Genomic DNA, 19,540 nt, shown 5'->3' on the forward strand with positions numbered 1-19,540 from the left:
CCCTTTACCCTTTCCCCAGACCTCACCTAGCATTTTTGGGTTGCCAGACCACTAGTGATGCACCAGCAGAAACCGACCATCGCAAAATCTGGCAATTGTTCGCCGAACATTTTTATCTATTCCAAGGTACTCCGTCCGGGTTGTGGCTTAAAGACGAACTAACTAACGTCTTTGGCGTAGATGAACCTTTAAACTCTCGTAATGCCGGACATATCTATGATTACTTGGAACGTCTGTTAGCTTTGCCTGAGTTTTCCCCTCGTGCTTTATTTAAACGCTTCAACATCGAAGTGCTTTGTACTACCGATGCCGCCAGTGATACCCTAGAGAACCAGCGATCGCTCCACGAAGAAGGTTGGACTCAAATCAGACCAACTTTTCGACCAGATGCAGTAGTTAACTTAGATGCTCCTGGTTGGTGTGAAAATCTTACCAAATTGGAAAGCACTATCGGTCGAGAAATTAGCACTTACGCCACTTTTATAAAAGCCTTAGAAGAACGTCGGGCATTCTTTAAAAAAATGGGTGCAACAGCTACCGATCAAAGTGCAGCTACACCTTATACCACACGCCTTTCTGACCAAGAAGCAGAAGCTATTTTTGCTAGAGCATTAATCGGCAAGCTGAATCCAGGTGATGTCGAGAATTTTACTGGTCATATGTTCATGGAAATGGCTCGGATGAGTGTGGAAGATGGCTTAGTGATGCAAATGCATTGTGGTGTTATGCGTAACCATAATCCGGTTCTATTTGAGGCATTTGGCTCTGATAAAGGTGCTGATATTCCGCTAAAAATAGAATGGACTCAAAATCTGCGTCCGTTGTTGTCAGCCTATGGAAATGATCGGCGCTTTAGCTTAATTCTTTTTGGCATGGATGAAAGTACTTACAGCCGAGAATTGGCTCCCCTAGCCGGTCACTATCCCACTATATTGCTTGGCCCGCCTTGGTGGTTTCATGACAGCGTAAATGGCATGGAACGCTACTTTAATCAGGTAATGGAAACTGCTGGACTTTATAATACTGCTGGGTTTAATGATGATACCCGCGCTTTCGTTTCTATTCCGGCTCGTCATACAGTCTGGCGGCGGGTAGCTTGTAATTGGTTAGCTGGATTGGTAACACGAGGATTGGTTGAGGAAGAGGAAGGGTATGATATAGCCCGCGCTTTAGCTTACGACCTTGCTAAGGTTGCTTACAAATTGGACTAATACCAATACTTGTTGGTTAAGGGGGAAAGGGGAAGGGGAAAAGGGAAATAAAAAACCCTTAACCCTTTCCCAAGACCAAACTTTGGGTTCAAAATGCAAAATCCGAGTAGTATTGGGACTAATACTAATTCTCCCAAATTAAGCTATTAGAATTAGCTCTTTCAACGTGACTCATAAAATAAGATTGTTTTTTCTCTGTGTTTTCTGTGCCTCTGCGGTTTAAAAGTAATTTATTTAACCACAGAGGCATAGAGGACACAAAGTAAATAGCTCAAACAGGAATTTATTAACCAAACTTTTTACCCACCTTGCAAGGGCTAGTCCTAATATTGATTTTTTTAATTACGAATTACGAATTACGAATTACGAATTGAAATAAGATGTCAGACTATATTTTAGATAAACTTTTTAGCCTAAAAGACCAGGTAGCAGTCATCACAGGCGGTTCTGGTGTGCTTGGTGGGTCTATGGCACGGGGTTTGGCCCTTGCTGGAGCGCGAGTAGTCGTTCTGGGTCGCAATGAAGCACGAGTGGATGCGGTGGTGACTGAGATTACTGCTAACGGTGGGGAAGGAATGGCTGTACTGGCAGATGTTAGCGATCGCTCCCAATTAGAAATCGCTAGGGAAGCTATTATACAGCGTTGGGATCAGATAGACATCTTGGTAAACATGGCCGGCGGTAATATTCCTGCTGCCACAATTACCCCTGATGCCACTATTTTTGATATGCCACACTCAGCTTTTGAGGAAGTAGTTAGCCTCAACTTACTCGGTACTCTACTACCCAGCCAAGTCTTTGGTCAAGCGATGGTAGAAAGAAATCAGCCCTACGGTTGTATTGTGAATATTTCTTCTATGTCTGCAATTCGGGTGATCAGCCGCGTGGTTGGCTACTCAGCGGCTAAAGCGGGGATAGATAACTTTACTCGTTGGTTAGCGGTAGAACTTGCCCAAAAATATGGAGATGGGCTGCGAGTAAATGCGATCGCACCAGGTTTTTTTATTGGAGAACAAAATCGAGATTTACTCCTCAATGCAGATGGCAGTTTGACCGTGCGCGGACAAAAAATTATCGACCATACCCCCGCCGGACGTTTTGGTAAACCGGATGAATTACTCAGCACCTTAATCTGGTTATGCAGTTCTGGCTCTAGTTTCGTCAACGGCGTAGTTGTGCCAGTAGATGGTGGGTTTAGTATCTACAGTGGAGTTTAATTATGTATTCACTGGCTGTAACTAACGGGACACTTTCAGATGAGCAAATTTCCGAGCTAGTTCATCAAGCTTTGGCAGACCCTAAGTTGGATGGACAGCGCATTTTAGTATTAATTCCAGATGGCACCCGCACTGCTCCCATTCCTCAAATGTTTCGATTGCTTCATCAGGAGTTGAGTAAGAGGGTAGCGGCTCTAGATTTTTTGATCGCTCTGGGTACACATAATCCGATGAGCCAGGAACAAATCAATCACCTAGTAGGGGTGACATCAAAAGAGCGAGAGACAACCTTTAAAAAAGTTCGCATCTTTAACCACCTTTGGAATGAGCCGGGTACTTTTATTTCTTGTGGAATAATTTCGGCAGATGAGATAGCAGAGATCAGTCGGGGGATGCTACATCAAGCAGTTGAAGTCCGTGTTAACAAGCTTGTAGCAGAATACGATTTAATAATGATTTGCGGCCCGGTCTTTCCCCACGAAGTTGTCGGCTTCTCTGGTGGAAATAAATACTTTTTTCCTGGCATCGGTGGTCAGGAAGTAATTGATGTATCACACTGGTTAGGTGCTTTAATCACCTGTTACGAAATTATTGGGACATCGGGAATAACACCAGTTCGGCGCTTGATTAACCGAGCCGCTAACCTGATTTCTACCCCAAAGCTTTGCTTGGCAATGGTGGTTGCACCCAAAACGAATCAACTAGCTGGACTCTATATAGATAAACCAGAGTCAGCCTGGGAAGCTGCTGCAAAATTATCGGCTAAATTACATATTAAATATGTAGATCAGCCTTTTAAACAAGTGCTTTCAGTAATGCCCCAAATGTATGACGACATTTGGACAGCAGCTAAAGGAATGTACAAGCTAGAGCCAGTAGTGGCTGACGGAGGCGAAGTAATTATATATGCGCCTCACATTACCGAGTTTAGCTATACACACGGCGAAATCCTGTCTCAAATTGGTTATCATGTGCGGGATTACTTCCTCAAACAGTGGGATAAATTTCAAGCCTATCCCGGTGGAGTATTGGCCCATAGTACTCACTTAAAAGGTATGGGTTCGTTTGATTCCATAGAAGGAGAACAAGCGCGGATTCGCGTCACTCTAGCGACTGGTATTTCTGCTGAACGCTGTGCTGCTCATAACTTGAACTATCGTGACCCAGCTACCATTAGACCCACAGAATGGGCTAACCGTGAGGATGAAGGTATCTTGCTTGTACCAAAAGCTGGCGAGATACTATACCGTCTTGCCAGTGATAAGTAAGCCGTTGATTTAGAGATGGCACAGATTTTAAGTCGGAAATAGTAGTCTGTCAAGGAATAATTGACGAATTCATTCTTTGTAGAGACGGCGATTTATCGCGTCTCTCTAACGTGTCAGTGTTTTAGACGCGATAAATCGCATCTCTACATGAGGGATTTCTGGCTTATCCCAAGCGTATTGGGATAAAACTGGTGACTTGTGTGTACACCGTAGCCTTTTAGAGTGAAGTGGCTCCACAGACTTTTAATCCTTACAACCTCTCTTGAAAAGCAAAGCTGTTTCATTACCTCAGAAGCTCAAAAAAGACTTGTGTTCTGAACGAAAGCCCTCATGTTCTGAACGAAAGCCTTCGTGTTCTGGACGAAAGCCCTCGTGTTCTGAACGAAAGCCTTCGTGTTCTGGACGAAAGCCCTCATGTTCTGGACGAAAGCCTTCGTGTTCTGGACGAAAGCCTTCGTGTTCTGGACGAAAGCCTTCGTGTTCTGAACGAAAGCCTTCGTGTTCTGAACAAATCAAGTGATATTTCCTCGCTAAATGAGGATGGCTATGCTCTGATTCACCAAGTGAGAACACTTACGGGAGAGCAAGGCAAAGTAGTACCAGCGATCGCTCTAACAAGCACTGTAACAAAAGATATGTATCAACATGCACTTTTAGCTAGGTTTAATCTATGCTTTGCTAAACCCGTATTTATTGATAATTTCGTTACTATACTTGGCATTTTAGCAATTGTTAATAATCCTAATTCATCTTCATGCTAAGTATATCTAACTAATATCTTAGATATATAAAGCTTATATTTTATTTTTGAAAAAATTCTTCAGTAGAACTCAAAGGGGCTTCTTGTCTATTGCCTTATTATCGCACCAGGCAAATAATTTAAGAAATAAAGAAATAGGTGTGATTTGAGAGCTTAATCTATCTAGTAAACCTTAAGTTCTTTAATTTATACTCAAACTATTTTTAAATAAAACGCAAGTAAATAAACTGACTTAAAATATAAACGTGCTCCGCAAAATCATTGCGGTGCTAGACTTTCTCTTATGATATCTGATCAATCCTCTGAGCAACCTGTTGTATCTGAATTTGACGCTAATGAAGCATTCGAGGTAGAACAGCTTGACAATACAGATGCTTTATTTCCCATTGTTGGCATTGCCGCCTCTGCCGGTGGATTAGAAGCATTTACGCAGTTACTCAAACATTTGCTTACCGATACAGGGATGGCATTTGTGCTGATTCAACACTTAGACCCTAACCATAAGAGTCTATTGAGCGAGATTTTAGCAAGAATAACTACAATGCCCGTTAATGAAGTGCAAAACGGTGTGATTGTAGAACCCAACCAGGTCTATATCATTCCGCCTAATACCAAGATGATGTTGTCTGGTGGGGTGTTGCAACTGATGCCGCGAGAGAAAGTTCAGGGGAAATATATGCCTGCTGATGCGTTTTTTACTTCATTGGCAGCAGATCGGGGACACAAAGCGATCGCAGTAGTTTTATCTGGAGCGAATTCAGACGGTTCACTGGGACTCAAAGCAATTAAGGCAGTTGGAGGCGTGACTTTTGCTCAGTGTGAAGACACGGCAAAATTCGATAGTATGCCCAATACTGCTGTTGCCACAGGGAATGTTGATTTTGTGCTACCGCCTCAAAAAATTGCCGAGGAACTGGCAAACCTCAGTCGCAATCCTTTTATTTCTGATTCATTGCCAGCGATCGCAATTGAGAAATTTCCCGAACAGGGAGATGCCCTGGCGACTATATTAGTGTTACTACGATCAACAACTGGAGTTGACTTTAGCCACTACAAGCCCAACACCCTTGATCGCCGAATCCAGCGCCGGATGCTGTTGTATAAACTAAAACGCTTGGAGGATTATGCCCAGTATTTGCAAAAGAATCCGAGTGAAGTCAAGGCGCTCTATGAAGAAATTCTGATCCACGTCACCTATTTTTTCCGCGACCCCAAAGCATTTCAACTCTTGAAAGAGCGAGTCTTTCCCACTATCATCCAAAACAAATCGGCAATGCCGATTCGGATTTGGGTAGCTGGGTGTTCGACAGGCGAAGAAGTGTATTCGATCGCTATCTCTTTGCTGGAGTTTTTGTCAGATAAAGTAACCCCGCCACCAATCCAGATTTTTGCTACAGATATCAGCGAGATAGCGATTGACAAAGCAAGGTCTGGTATTTATGCAGAGAATCAAATGGTGCAAGTCTCACTAGAGCGCCGCCGCAGATTCTTTAATGCCATTGAAGGCGGTGGGTATCAAATTAGCAAAACTGTCCGCGAACTGTGTGTATTTGCCCGACAAGACTTGGGCCGCGACCCCCCTTTTTCTAACTTAGATTTAATTAGCTGCCGGAATGTACTGATTTACTTTGACGAAACGTTGCAAAAACGGATATTGCCCATTTTTCATTACAGTCTTAACCAGACTGGCTTTCTGCTGCTAGGAACTTCAGAAGGCACAGGTAAATATTCGGATTTGTTTACTCTAATTGACAGAAAGTATAAAATTTATGCCAAGAAACTAACCGCAATTCGTCCAATTCTTTCGTTCGTTACCAGCAACTATCCGATAGTCAAACTGGACGAACCTAAAAGAGTGTTTGAGAATCCATTAAATGAGTTTGACTTAGAGAGAAAAACTGACCAACTGATTTTGACTCGCTATGCCCCAGTGGGTGTGGTGATCAACGACAAGATGGATGTGCTGCAATTTCGGGGACAAATCGATCTCTACCTAAAACTTGTACCGGGGAAACCAAGTATTAACTTATTCAAAATGGTGCGCGAGGGTTTGCTCATCGAGCTACGCGCCACAATTTATCAGGCACAACGGCAAAAAATTCTAGTTAGAAAGGATGGGTTACGGATTGAAGTTGGCAATCTAGAAAAAATCATCAATATTGAGGTAATTCCATTCAAGCCTTCGACTAACGAAGAATTCTACTTTCTGGTTTTGTTTGAAGAAGCCTCACCCAGTCTTAGCAACCTCAGCATGGTAAATCTTGAAAGCGTAGAGCAGGGAGACTTAGAGCGGGAGATTGTTCGGCTCAGGCAGCAACTCGCAACCGCCATCCAAGAGCGGGCTGCCACTCAAGAATATCTGCAAGCGGTGATCCAAGAGCAGGAGCACATCAATCAAGACCTGAAAGTTGCTAATGAAGAAATCCTGTCTAGCAATGAAGAATTGCAAAGCACCAATGAGGAGCTAGAAACTGCTAAAGAAGAGATTCAGGCAACCAACGAAGAACTCAACACAACTAATGAAGAACTTCGCTCTCGAAATCTAGAATTACACCAAGTTAATAACGATCTCACAAATTTGCTTGGCAGTATCAATATTCCAATTTTGATATTGACAAATGACTTACGGATTCGACGTTTTACGCCAATGGCGCAGCGGCTTTTCAATTTAATTCCCGCCGATGCTGGACGACCTTTGAGCGATATCAGAGCGAATATTGATATTCCGAATTTAGAACCTCTAATTTTGGAGGTTCTTGACACACTCAGCATCAAAGAATTAGAAGTCAAAACTCTGGAGGGACATTGGTACAATCTCCGCATCCGCCCTTATCGCACTACAGAAAACCAGATTGACGGCATAGTGTTGGTGTTAATAGATATTGATGTTCTTAAACGCAGTGCAGCAACGTTAGAACAAGCCCGGAATTACGCTGAAGCGATTGTGGAGACGGTACAAGTGCCGTTAATTGTGCTTGATTCTGATTTCCGGGTGAACAAAGCCAATCGCTCGTTTTATGAAACATTTGGAGTTTCACCATTACAGACAGCGCAATCTCTGTTTTTTGAACTAGGGAACGGTCAGTGGAACCTGCCTGGACTACAACCGCTCTTAGAAGACATTCTTGCCAAGAATACCACTATTCAAAACTTAGAGGTAGAGCATCGTTTTGAGCAGATTGGGCAGAAAACCATGCTGCTTAATGCTTGGAAAATTGTTCAGCAGGGAGAGGCTGAAAGGATTTTGCTAGCAATTGAAGATATTACCGATCGCAAGCAGTTTGAGTTAGAGCGATCGCAACTTCTAGCACAGGAGCAGTCAGCCCGTCAACAGGCCCAAATCGCCAACCGAACCAAAGATGAATTCCTGTCAAACCTCTCCCATGAACTTCGTAATCCACTTAATACTATACTGGGCTGGGCGCAATTTTTCCGTACCCGCAATTTAGATCAAGCAACAGTCACTCATGCCTGGGATGTGGTGGAGCGGAGTGCTAATGTGCAAGCTAAGTTAATCGATGATATGCTTGATGTCTCACGGATTACGAGTGGAAAGCTTCATTTAAAAACTTATCTCATTGATCTAGTTTCAGTAGTGAATGCCGCAATAGAGTCTATTCAATTGTCCGCAGAGGCGAAAAGCATTGTAATTGTTTCAAACTTGAACTCGGCGATAATTGTCGGAGATTTTGATCGCTTACAGCAAGTTCTGTGGAATTTGCTTTCTAACGCGATTAAGTTCACTCCAGCCAGTGGGCGAGTGGGAATCATCCTCCAAGCTGTAGATACTCACGCCCAAATTCAAGTCAGCGACACAGGAATTGGCATCCAGGCAGACTTGCTGCCTTATATTTTTGATCGCTTCCGCCAAGGAGATTCCAGCAGCAGCAAAACAAGTCAGGGACTTGGATTAGGCTTGTCAATCGTTCGTCATCTTGTAGAACTTCACGGTGGAACAGTTCAAGCACAGAGTCTAGGCGAGCGAAAAGGAACCACGATCACTGTCAGGCTGCCTCTGCGCTCAATGCCACCCAAGATTACTGCACCAACTAATTTAGAGCCGAGCGTTTTGTCAGGGACTCTTGATACATTAAATGGTAAGACTCCATCCGTTACCCTTGAAGGGTTATGCATCTTGGCTGTAGATGATGAAACGGATAGCCGCGACTTCATAAAGTCGATGTTAGAAAACTTCGGGGCTGAAGTAGTAGTTGTTATATCGGCAAAAGAAGCGATCGCGGCTCTAACTGAATCTCCTAGCAAATATGATGTGCTTCTAGCAGATATTGGGATGCCAGAGGAGGATGGTTACTCCCTGATTCGCCAGATTAGAGAGCTTGAGGTTGAAGCTGGGGGACAAATTCCAGCAGCAGCAATCACTGCCTATGCCACCGAGCAAGAGCGGCAAAAGATAATTGATGCTGGTTTCCAAATGCATTTGGCTAAACCGATTGATCTGACTCAATTAGTATTGATGATTGCAAAATTGAGTGGACGAGGCAAAGATAATTCGTAATTAGCCTGACTTTGACTCCAAGTATTACAAACCTTACAAGTCGGAAATAGTAGTCTGTCAAGGAGAATAATTAACGAGTATATTCTCTGTAGAGAAGGCAATTTATCGCGTCTCTACATGAGGGCTTTCGATTCTAACGAATGTATTCTCAATTAAAAACTTTATTGTTTATGTATAACCTATGTACAACAAGAATATAGTTGGATACTCAGAGTGGCTAAAAGCCCTAATTTTCCGTTTGATATCGAACAGGCTTGAAAAAATGAAGTTGGAAACTATAATCCAATTTGTCTTCTATCTCGCCTTCGCTGCAAATAATAAAGTTGGAAACTGTCACATAAGTATTAAGTACTCATCTGTGTCAGGCAATTGAGCTTTTGGCTGAGAAGATAAAGCGCGATCGCACTCACTCGATATCTACAATAGAAAATTCCTTCCCATCACTATCATCTGGTTCAGATTCTCAAAGTTCACCAGTTGAATAATTCAATGCCTTGGCAACCTCGTTTAACTGTTCTGGTGTTAATCTTGGCATTTAGTCAAACTTACCAAGTTTGTACAATTGAAAACCAACCTAATTTTTTATATTTGCTGAATTAACTGCCGTTTTTTTGAGTTTTTCTATCCGGCGTTGGAGAGCATCTGCATGTCCTGAATCCCCAAGGAAAATATAGCCTACTCTTGCTTGGCTATAATGTTCCAACGCTTGCTTAGGGTAATTAATCTTGACTGGTGGCTTTCACCGCAACCAGATCGCTAGAACTGGATAGTTGGGTTCTAAACTGAGCAACAGTTTTCCAGAGTTGCTCTTGACTGACAGGTGTTTCAAAACTGCGGAAAACTACTCCTTCTTCTCCTGCCCTAGCCGCCAAAAGGATACGGATTTTGTCTTTTAAGACCAGAGGATAAATTAATACAGTGCCTCGTTCAACCGTAACGATTTTGGCGGCAGTACTGCTCATTTGGGTGGGTTCGAGGAGGGCGGGGTCGCTAGCTAGTCTATCTTGTAGGGTTTTCCGAAAGGCGTTAGAATCCTGATTGAATTTTGTGGTTAGGGCATCGAGTTGGTCGCGCAGTTGGCTTAGTTTGTTACATTTTTGCTGTTCACATTCGTAAACTTTCGCACCAAAGGCGATCAGTGTGCCAAATTTATTGAGGATGTCTTCTTCAATACGGGCTAAGGCAATGCCTGTGGCTTCGTCTCCTACTCTGGTATTGCGGGTAAAATCGCGTAATTCTTGGATTTTTAATAGTTCCAAGACTTGTTGGGCTTCGAGAACTCGTCCTTGGGAGAGTAAAAGGTTAGCCAAACTGCGATAAGTATTTGCTACGGTTTGTGTATAGGATTTTTGATGTTCGCGGGAAAGATCTCGTAAGTCTCGACGAATGTTTTCTGTGACATTCACAGCTTGTTTGTAAAAAATAATGGCAAGTTCTGGTTTGCGTTGGGCTAGCAAATCACCAATCGCACTCAACAGTAATCAGAAGCGAAACCCAACCTTAAGTTGATTGTGACCGAATCATCCACACTAAAGTACCTAAGACTTGTTCGACTGGCGGAATTAAGTACTCAGTTAAATCAATAGTTACAGTGCTATCCTCTAACTTGAGGAATGTCCACAGGTTGCCACTAGTAACACTACCGTAGATAGTAGCAATCGGTTTTTCGTATTTGGCATTAAACTTTTGGGCGGCGATCATTTCTGCGATACACTGTCCCAAACCACCTTTAAGATTTTCCTTTTTGGCTTCTACAATCACCACTGCTGGAGCTTCAATAAATAACTGTTCTGGCGAAGCGCTAATCAGAAAGTCACAAAATCCCGCCAATCCCACTTCTGGATCAACATTAAATTCTTCTCCAGAAAAGAAACTGATTTGTCTGTTAAGAATTTTTCGGACTTCAAACAAGATTGGGCTAATAATCAATTCTGATCTAGCTTTCTCAGAACCCATTGCAATTGCTAGCTGGATACTTTCTGCTAAAAATTCAGCCAACAAAGGACTAGGTAAGATTGGTTCTATAGGAGGTAAAAATCGCCCACCTTCTACTAAGGTAAGATTAAAATCTTGTTTTACTTTTCTTAACGAAAACTCTCTATAGGACATCAAGTGTCTCCTAGCGACCAGAAAGAAACAAGTAAATTTATTTATGGAAAAATAAAAAATGTATTTTGAGACGCACCGCGCATATTTACGGCGTCCTTGTTACAGAGCAACTAAATTTATTTATGGGCTTGATAAATTTTTGACTTTTGACTTTTGACTTCCCCAAAGGGGCTGACATCCCCTCTCCGCAATGCGAAGAGGGGTTGGGGTGAGGTTACGCCGGATAAATCCGCAATCTTCGATTTGGTTCTTCACCAAAACTATGCGACTTGAGGCGATAATGTTCTACCAACTCATGTTGCATTTTGCGGACTTGGGAAGAACGCGGCAATAATTCGACTGGCTGTCCTTTAGGAATCACAATTTGCTCAACAGCAAGTCTGGCTTCTTCAAGAGCATCCATCTCATCATCGCTACCATTGTGCAAAAACAGTTGCAATTCTAGGTCATCGGCCGTTTCCGGGTCGTCCATGTTCAGCAACCGTCGCAAGCCACGGGTAATTTGGGGAATGGTGCTGGACTTAATCACGTGGATGGGCACATGACGGGCTTTGGCCATTTGCCGTAATTTGGCGTGGTTTTTGACGTGCGATCGCAGTGCTAAAATCGCATCAGCACTATCTATATCTTTTGTCAATACCACGGGCAAAGTTAGTACACTAATTACCTGTTCTAGTTGATGGCGGCTAACGCCATAAGGGTAAACGTGCAATGGCAAATCTTCACCATTGGGCCCTGGCTGTCTGGTAGTAGCATCCAAATCGATGCTCTCAGAATAATTGAAGGATTCATCCAGCAAACGATCAAACTCACTGCGTCCAGTCACCCTTTCTACAGGCAATTGCGGCAATGCTACCATTTGTCCAGATGAACGCCAGCCATTAGATGGTCGCGCTGGTGGGAAAGATTCCTCCACTGTCCCTAGCTGTCCACCACGACCATTGACAACAGCTAACTGCCTTGTAACAGCGATTTTACCCTGGTCATCTACGGTTCTAGTTTGTGGAGTAGGCTGACGCCCCCGCAGCAAATTATCTACCGTATCAGCAACACTTTCGTGTACTGTCCAACGTTGGCGTTCCAACATTTCCACAGCAATTTCAAAGGTAGGAGGGGCTTTACGCTCCAAAACAGTTTTTTGAGAGCCTCGGCGTCTGGCTTCATCGTCTCCCAGTGTCACAGCTTGGATACCCCCAACTAAATCAGCCAGGGTGGGGTTTTTAATCAGGTTTTCGATCTGATTTCCGTGGGCAGTACCTACCAACTGTACACCCCGTTCCGCAATGGTACGAGCTGCCAAAGCTTCCAGTTCTGTGCCAATTTCATCAATGACGATAACTTCTGGCATGTGGTTTTCCACTGCCTCAATCATCACCTGATGCTGTTCATTTGGATGAGCTACTTGCATCCGCCGAGCGCGACCAATGGCGGGGTGGGCAACATCACCATCCCCAGCGATTTCGTTGGAGGTGTCAATAATCACCACTCGCTTATGCAAATCATCCGCCAAAACCCGGGCAATTTCCCGTAAGGCAGTAGTTTTGCCCACGCCTGGACGCCCCAGCATGAGAATCGATTTACCAGTTTCTACCAAATCGCGGATCATGCCAATGGTTCCGAATACCGCTCGACCAACGCGACAGGTCAAGCCAATAATCTTACCCGTGCGGTTGCGGATGGCGCTGATCCGATGCAAAGTTTGCTCAATTCCTGCCCGATTATCTCCGCCAAAGATTCCGACTCGTTGAATGCAATCATCTATCTGTTCTTGAGTAACGGGTACTTCGCTCAAATACTCAGCTTGATTAGGAAAGCGAGCTTCTGGGCGACGACCCAAATCCAAGACCACTTCTACTAAACTATCTCGTTTGGGATGACTCTCTAGTACTTGTCGCAGGTCTTGGGGCAAAATGTCTAATAACTTTTGGAGATCGTCTGTAATCGTCATGCTTTCTATGGTGACGTTTTTAGAGATAGCGAGGACATTTGCATACAGGAGAAACCGCCCTGGATAATTTCCAAAGAACGAGCGATTAGCGCTCCTGCTGTGATTTGATCTGAGAAACGAGAGAATGGGCAAGTTCTACAGCTTGCCAAAGTAATGTATCATCTTCTTCTAGACTAAGATTCGCCTTCATATTAATGTTACTTACCTCCTTATTCTCTAACTGTTCGAGAATTGGTGACAGCAGTACACGGGCGTAGCTACCGTAGGCGACCCCAGAAATGGATGGAGGGGATGAGGGGGATGAGGGAGATGAGGAGGTTGTTGCTCCCCCTGCTCCCCCTGCTCCCCCTGCTCTCTTCAGCAGTCCCATTGCTTTCAACTTAGCAACGGTATAGCTATTAGTGCCGCCTGCTAACTGCACATATCCCGGTAACTTAGCTGCCAAGACTTTTTGCCCTAATTTCACCGCCGCTAAAGTAGTACCATCGCCAATATCACCGCTCATGGGGCGGCCGTCGGTTTGCCAAATTAAAGCACTCTTGAGTGGGGCAATCAGGTCATATATTGCTCTTAGGTAGTCAGTCATCCCCTCGCCATCGGGACAGCTGATAGCTAGTACTTTTAATTGATCGGCCCACGGTGAAATTGCCTGCCATAATTGCTCAAATTCTGCCAAACGCCCGACTTTCGTATGGATTTCTACGGCATCTACTCCCGTTGACATTACCAATGGCGCGATCGCTCCCGGCGTTGACATATATGAACTTGTATTAATTATATTATATGGACAAACTGGTATACAACGACCGCAGCCATAGCACTTTTGCGATATTACTCCCGAAAAGTCTTCTTTTGGATTGTTAAACACAATTGCTTGTGCCGGACAAATCCGTTCACAGGGTCGAGGGCAATCTTTAGGACACTCAGTAGGGTTAAATTCTGCTTTCCGAAAATGAGGGTCTTCTCCATCGTTGAGACTGACCATCAAAAAGGGTGAGTTACCTTGGTAGTCAAAGCCTCGCTTTTGGGCATCCCTAGCCAGAGTTTTGGCTACTTGTAGCCCTGCTTGTGCTGCTGCAATCACCGCTGGATCAGCTGCAACATCTATGCAGTCAGCGCCCGCCAAAGTATAGGCTAACGTTAAACTTCTGACTGCCGGCAAATGCTGGAAGCTAGCTCCGCAGATGAGCTTGAACCAGTCACCTTGTTTGAGAGATTGTAAAGGGACGAACAGATCAGTCACACTTCTATTATGCGTTTATGCGACTCAAAATAGTAGTCTGTAATCAAGAAAAAGTCCGAATTGCTTGATTCAGGTCATGGGGCATGGGGCATGGGGCATGGGGCATGGGGCATTGGGCATGGGGCAGTTGTACGTAGGTTATAAAGCTAACAATTACAGCTAATGCAGCAGCTAAAACAGCTACAGGAACAACAAAAGTTAATAGGAGCGATCGCTCTTGATATTCGTAAGTCCTTGAAGTTTCAGGATATCCTCGCTACGAGTGTCAAAGAAGTTCGTCAGTTACTCAAGGCTGATCGCGTGGTGGTGTATCAATTTAATCATCAGATGCAGGGTAAGGTTATAGCTGAGTCGGTTTTACCCCAATGGATACCAACTTTGGGATTTGAGATTGAAGATACCTGTTTTCAGCAAAGCCAGGGGGAAGAATACCGCCAAGGCAAAATCTGGGCAGCAACGAACATTTATGAAGCGGGTTTAAGCGATCGCCATATTCAACTTTTGGAACAGTTTCAGGTCAAGGCGAATTTAGTTGTCCCCATTTTATTAGAGAACTCAGGGACTTCAGCAGTTGCATGGGGGCTATTTATCGTGCATCAATGTTCTGCCCCCCGACAATGGCAGACATCTGAGGTAGAATTTCTCAACCAACTGACGGTGCAACTAGCGATCGCTATTCAAAAAGCCCAACTCTACCACAACCTGCAAACCCTCAAAAGAGAGTTAGAAGCCAAAGTGGAGGAACGGACTATTGCACTACAAGAAAGCGATCGCCGATTCCGCGCTATCTTCAATAACACTTTCCAATTCACCGGTTTACTAACACCGGATGGCATTTTACTAGAGGCGAACCAGACTGCGCTAAGTTTTGGCGGGCTGAAGTTAGAAGATGTTATCAACCGTCCCTTTTGGGAAGCACACTGGTGGACGATTTCACCGCGAACTCAAGAAAAATTAAAACAAGCGATCGCTCGTGCAGCTCAAGGGGAGTTTATCCGTTATGAAGTTGATGTTCTCGGCGCAAATAACCAAGTAGCAACAATCGATTTTTCACTGCGCCCGCTACAAAATGAAACGGGCCAAGTTGTTTTGTTGATTCCAGAAGGGCGAGATATTACTGAACGCAAACAAACAGAACTCGCCTTGCATGAACGGGAAGTGATGTTGTACTTGATTGGAGATAATTTGCCCAATGGCGCAGTTTATCGGGTGATCCGGGAATTGGATGGTAGCGATCGCTTTTCCTACCTGAGTGGGGGAATTGAAAGATTAACAGAAGTCAAGGTAGAAGATGCACTCAGAGATTCATCTCTGCTTTATCGCCAGTTTATCCCGGAGGATATCCCCCGTCTACAGGCAGCTGTTGAAGAGTCCCGCCTGAACCTATCTGTGTTTGATATTCAACTGCGAATCCGAACGCCCAGTGGAGAACTCAAATGGTTCCATTTTCGCTCTACGCCAAGTCAGTTACAGGATGGGCGTGTGGCTTGGGATGGGCTAGTAGTAGATGTCACCGATCGCCAAAAAGCTGAAGAAACACTGCGCCAAAGTGAAGAACGTTGGCAATTAGCGATCGCAGGTACTAATGAGGCTATTTGGGATTGGGACATATCTACTAATCAAACCTTCCGGTCTGCCCGTTGGTTCACAATTCTGGGATATGAACCCAACGAACTTAGCGATTGCGATGATGAGTGGAGTATTCGCATTCATCCTGATGATTATACCAGAGTCATGACTGCACAAGAAGCTTATTTGCTTGGGCAAGTTGCCGATTATAACGTTGAGTATCGTCTGCGGTGCAAGGATGGCAGTTATCGCTGGGTGCGATCGCGAGCAAAAGCTATTTGGAATGAAAATGGTGATCCAGTTCGATTAGTCGGTTCACTTGGAGACATTAGCGAACACAAACAGGCTGAGGAAAAACTCCAACAAAGTGAAGCGCAGCTAGCCACTACTCAACAAATCGCCCATGTAGGCAGTTGGGAATGGAACTTAGAAATGAAAAAGCGCTACTGGTCAAGGGAAACTTTTCGCATTTTTGGTATAAATCCAACTCAAAGCGAACCCACCCAGGCAGAATTCCTCCAGATGCTTCACCCAGAGGATCGGGAACTGTTCCAGACCAATTTTGAACGAGCAATTGCCCAAAAAACCCCTTTCAATATTGAGTATCGAATTATCCGACCCGATGGCTCAGTCCGCTACATTGAGTCTAAAGCAGAGATAGCTTATAATTCTCAAGGACAGGCAGTTAAGCTGTTAGGCTCAGTGCTAGATATTACAGAACGGAAACAAACCGAGTTAGAAATCATCAAGAGCCGCGACCTATTAGAAGCTGTTTATAATGAGTCTGCTGATGCGCTGTTTCTGGTGGATGTAGAAACATTACTGACCACTGACTGTAACGATCGAGCAGTGAAACTATTTGCAGCCTCTAGTAAAGCTGAACTCATTAATATTGAAGGTCACATTCTGCAAAAACGACAGTTCACCCCTAATGAGTTAGACTCAATTGCCGAAGAAATTAGCCACCAAGGGTTTTGGAGTCGAGAAATTGAATATGTCACCAAGCAGGGCAATTCCTTTTGGGGAAATATAGCAGCTAAAGAAATCACGGTTGCAGGCAATGTGATGCACCTAATACGAGTTACAGATATCACTGCACGTAAGCGTATCGAAGAAGATCGTCAACTGGCAGAAGTAGCCCTCCGAGAAAGTGAGGAACGATTACAGTTGGCCCTTGAGGCTTCTGGGGATGGTTTGTGGGACTGGAATATTCTCGCTGGAGAGGTATATTACAGCCCCCGCTATTTAGAAATGCTTGGATACAGCTTTGATGAACTTCCGCAGGATTTGAGCACTTGGAAGGGATTAGTTCATCCAGACGATCAGCCTTGGATTGAGAAAATCCTGGCAGATCACTTAAAGGATAGTTCAGTACCCTACAAATTTGACTATCGACTCCGAACTAAGTCTGGCGAATACAAATGGATTGCCAACTACGGCAAAGTTGTAATGCGAGATGAACAGGGTAATCCTTTGCGGATGACTGGTACTCATCGGGACATCAACGATGTCTACGACGAGCTTCGCTTACGCAAACAAACCGAAGTAGCCTTAGCTAGAAGTGAAGAACAACTGAGGCTAACTTTGGAATTTAACAACATTGGTCTTTGGGATTGGAATGTTCAAACAGGAGAAGTCCTCTGGAACGACAACCATTTTCGCTTGCTAGGGTTGGAGCCAGAAACATTAACCGCGAAGTATCAGCTATGGCGTAATTCTATTCATCCAGAGGATGTTGAACAAGTTGAACAGGCTTTAATGAATGCCTTAACAGAGCATACTAATTATGAAGCTGAATATCGAGTCATTTATACCGATGGCAGTATTCACTGGCTCGCTGGTAAAGGGCGCGGCGTTTACAACGAAGCAGGCGAAGCAGTACGAATGCTCGGCGTAATTATTGATATCAGCGTTCAGAAACAAATAGAAGCAGCCCTGCGAGAAAGTGAAGCTCGGTTCCAGGCATTTATGAACAATAGCCCAGTGCTAGCTTGGATAACTGATATCGAGGGGCGTGTACTTTACTTAAACCAAAAATACCTGAGTACATTGAAACTACTACCCGAACAGGTGATTGGGCAATCCATTTTTGACCTCTATTCAGATGATATTGCTCGGCAGCATTTCGCTCACATTCAGACAGTCGCACAGACAAATCAGGTAATTGAAGTGATCGAAGTTGCTCCCCGATCAGACGGCACCCTTGGTGTATTTTTAGTATACAAGTTCCCAATTCTGGGATTTTCTGCACAAAAGTTAGTGGGTAGGGTAGCGATTGACATTACAGAACGCAAGATTCTGGAGCGAGAACTTGCTCACAAGCAAAAGTTATTGGATGCCTTCATCAATAGCGCACCCGTTGGTGTAAGCATTGTAGATCAAGAACTGCGTTTCTCATTTATTAATGAAGCATTAGCAAAAATTAATGGTATTCCGGCAGCCGCGCATATTGGCAAAACCCTGTGGGAGATTGCCCCCGATTTGACACCAAAGCCGGAGCAGTTATTGCAACATGTTTTGACAACAGGTGAAGCGATTCTGGATTTGGAGATTGCTGGAGAAACTCCCAAACTCCCCGGTGTAATTCGGACTTGGCTGGCTTCCTATTTTCCGATTCAGTCTGAAGCCAATCAACCCATTAGCGTGGGCATGGTAGTAGTTGAAATCAGCGATCGCAAACGCGCTGAACAGATGTTAGAGTTGCAAGCAATAATTACCCGCAACATGGCAGAGGGACTTTGCTTGGTTAGAGCAACTGATGCCATTATTGTCTACGCTAATCCTAAATTTGAACTGATGTTTGGCTACGAAACTGGTGAATTAATCGGTCAGCATGTGTCGATTCTTAACTACGGTGATGAACATGCTAAACCTGAAGATGTTAATCAGGCGATTAGGACTGCTGTCTTGCAAAATGGTGAGGCAACCTATGAAGTTCATAATCTTAAGAAAGATGGCACTCCCTTCTGGTGTAGTGCGACTACTTCCGTCTTTGATCATCCTGAGTATGGCAGCGTTTTTGTAGCTGTCCACCAAGATATCACCGAGCACAAGCAAGCAGAAGAAAAAATTAAAGCTTCTCTCAAAGAAAAGGAGGTCTTACTCAAAGAAATCCACCATCGTGTTAAGAATAATTTAGGAATTGTCAGCAGTTTGCTGCAAATGCAGTGCAGACGTATACAAGATCCTGTAGTAGCTGCAACTTTGCGCGATAGCCAAAACCGCATTGCTTCCATTGCCCTAGTTCATGAAAAGTTATATCGCTCTGAAGACCTCGCTGATATTGATTTCGCTCAATACATTCCAGATTTAACAACTCATTTGTTTAATTCTTATAATGTCAGTTCCAGCCAAATTCAACTGAAGATTCAAGTTGCTCATGCTAGCCTCGACATTGAAACCGCCATTCCTTGTGGTTTAATTATCAATGAACTGTTTTCCAATGCTTTAAAATATGCCTTTGTTGGTAAAAATAGTGGGGAAATTGAGGTTAATTTTTATAAAGAATGCGAGTCTAATTTAACACTGATTATTCGAGATAATGGTATTGGTTTACCTGAAAATTTTGATAGCAAGACAACTAAAACCCTCGGACTAACCCTTGTACATGGTTTAGTTAAGCAGCTAGTGGGAAAGCTCGAAATTGACTCTCAACAGGGAACACAGTTTAAAATTACTTTTACAAACAGCCGGGCATAA

Annotated in this window: 11 protein-coding genes; 6 read left to right on the forward strand and 5 right to left on the reverse strand. The window is 43.9% G+C overall.

The annotated features are described in order from the left end of the window. The 3 genes from uxaC to VB740_RS26635 form a co-directional block, all read left to right on the forward strand. The coding region (uxaC, locus tag VB740_RS26625; RefSeq protein ID WP_323202860.1) for a glucuronate isomerase at positions 1-1,211 on the forward strand (1,211 nt) is incomplete at its 5' end. A gap of 380 nt (positions 1,212-1,591) precedes the next feature. Beyond that, positions 1,592-2,428 (forward strand): SDR family oxidoreductase, encoded by an 837-nt coding sequence (locus VB740_RS26630; protein WP_323202861.1) that lies wholly within the window; start codon positions 1,592-1,594, stop codon positions 2,426-2,428. Positions 2,429-2,430: 2 nt separating this feature from the next. Further along, positions 2,431-3,696: a lactate racemase domain-containing protein gene (locus tag VB740_RS26635; RefSeq protein ID WP_323202862.1), complete on the forward strand. Its 1,266-nt coding sequence runs from the start codon at positions 2,431-2,433 to the stop codon at positions 3,694-3,696. Positions 3,697-3,984: 288 nt separating this feature from the next. Here the strand turns inward: VB740_RS26635 and VB740_RS26640 are convergent, their stop codons facing one another. Next, positions 3,985-4,212 (reverse strand): hypothetical protein, encoded by a 228-nt coding sequence (locus VB740_RS26640; RefSeq protein ID WP_323202863.1) that lies wholly within the window; start codon positions 4,210-4,212, stop codon positions 3,985-3,987. 47 nt (positions 4,213-4,259) lie between these two features. Here VB740_RS26640 and VB740_RS26645 point away from each other — a divergent pair, with 47 nt between their 5' ends. Both VB740_RS26645 and VB740_RS26650 read left to right on the forward strand, forming a co-directional pair. Then, entirely contained in the window at positions 4,260-4,457 is a 198-nt protein-coding gene (locus VB740_RS26645; RefSeq protein WP_323202864.1) for a hypothetical protein, read from the forward strand. Between the two features lie 282 nt (positions 4,458-4,739). Beyond that, positions 4,740-8,972: a chemotaxis protein CheB gene (locus VB740_RS26650; protein WP_323202865.1), complete on the forward strand. Its 4,233-nt coding sequence runs from the start codon at positions 4,740-4,742 to the stop codon at positions 8,970-8,972. Between the two features lie 719 nt (positions 8,973-9,691). Here the strand turns inward: VB740_RS26650 and VB740_RS26655 are convergent. From VB740_RS26655 to ldpA, 4 genes are all read right to left on the reverse strand, one after another. Then, positions 9,692-10,447, reverse strand: coding sequence for a hypothetical protein (locus VB740_RS26655; RefSeq protein ID WP_323202866.1), 756 nt, complete (start codon positions 10,445-10,447; stop codon positions 9,692-9,694). A 25-nt stretch (positions 10,448-10,472) separates the two neighbouring features. Continuing rightward, positions 10,473-11,081: a hypothetical protein gene (locus VB740_RS26660; RefSeq protein ID WP_323202867.1), complete on the reverse strand. Its 609-nt coding sequence runs from the start codon at positions 11,079-11,081 to the stop codon at positions 10,473-10,475. Between the two features lie 214 nt (positions 11,082-11,295). Beyond that, entirely contained in the window at positions 11,296-13,029 is a 1,734-nt protein-coding gene (locus tag VB740_RS26665) for a R3H domain-containing nucleic acid-binding protein (protein ID WP_323202868.1), read from the reverse strand. An 85-nt stretch (positions 13,030-13,114) separates the two neighbouring features. Continuing rightward, entirely contained in the window at positions 13,115-14,272 is a 1,158-nt protein-coding gene (gene ldpA, locus VB740_RS26670) for a circadian clock protein LdpA (RefSeq protein ID WP_323202869.1), read from the reverse strand. Between the two features lie 162 nt (positions 14,273-14,434). On the opposite strand from ldpA, the gene VB740_RS26675 reads away from it, so the two are divergent. Next, a complete protein-coding gene (locus VB740_RS26675) occupies positions 14,435-19,540 on the forward strand; it encodes a PAS domain S-box protein (RefSeq protein WP_323202870.1) in 5,106 nt (1,701 codons plus the stop codon).

This window comes from Nostoc sp. UHCC 0251 (assembly GCF_034932245.1).
Lineage (GTDB): Bacteria > Cyanobacteriota > Cyanobacteriia > Cyanobacteriales > Nostocaceae > Nostoc.

Excerpts from the sequence above, each read along its gene's own strand:
- VB740_RS26630 (WP_323202861.1), top strand. The coding sequence starts at position 1,592 with ATGTCAGACTATATTTTAGATAAACTTTTTAGCCTAAAAGACCAGGTA.
- VB740_RS26635 (WP_323202862.1), top strand. The coding sequence starts at position 2,431 with ATGTATTCACTGGCTGTAACTAACGGGACACTTTCAGATGAGCAAATT.
- VB740_RS26650 (WP_323202865.1), top strand. The coding sequence starts at position 4,740 with ATGATATCTGATCAATCCTCTGAGCAACCTGTTGTATCTGAATTTGAC.
- VB740_RS26660 (WP_323202867.1), bottom strand. The coding sequence starts at position 11,081 with ATGTCCTATAGAGAGTTTTCGTTAAGAAAAGTAAAACAAGATTTTAAT.
- VB740_RS26665 (WP_323202868.1), bottom strand. The coding sequence starts at position 13,029 with ATGACGATTACAGACGATCTCCAAAAGTTATTAGACATTTTGCCCCAA.
- VB740_RS26675 (WP_323202870.1), top strand. The coding sequence starts at position 14,435 with ATGCAGCAGCTAAAACAGCTACAGGAACAACAAAAGTTAATAGGAGCG.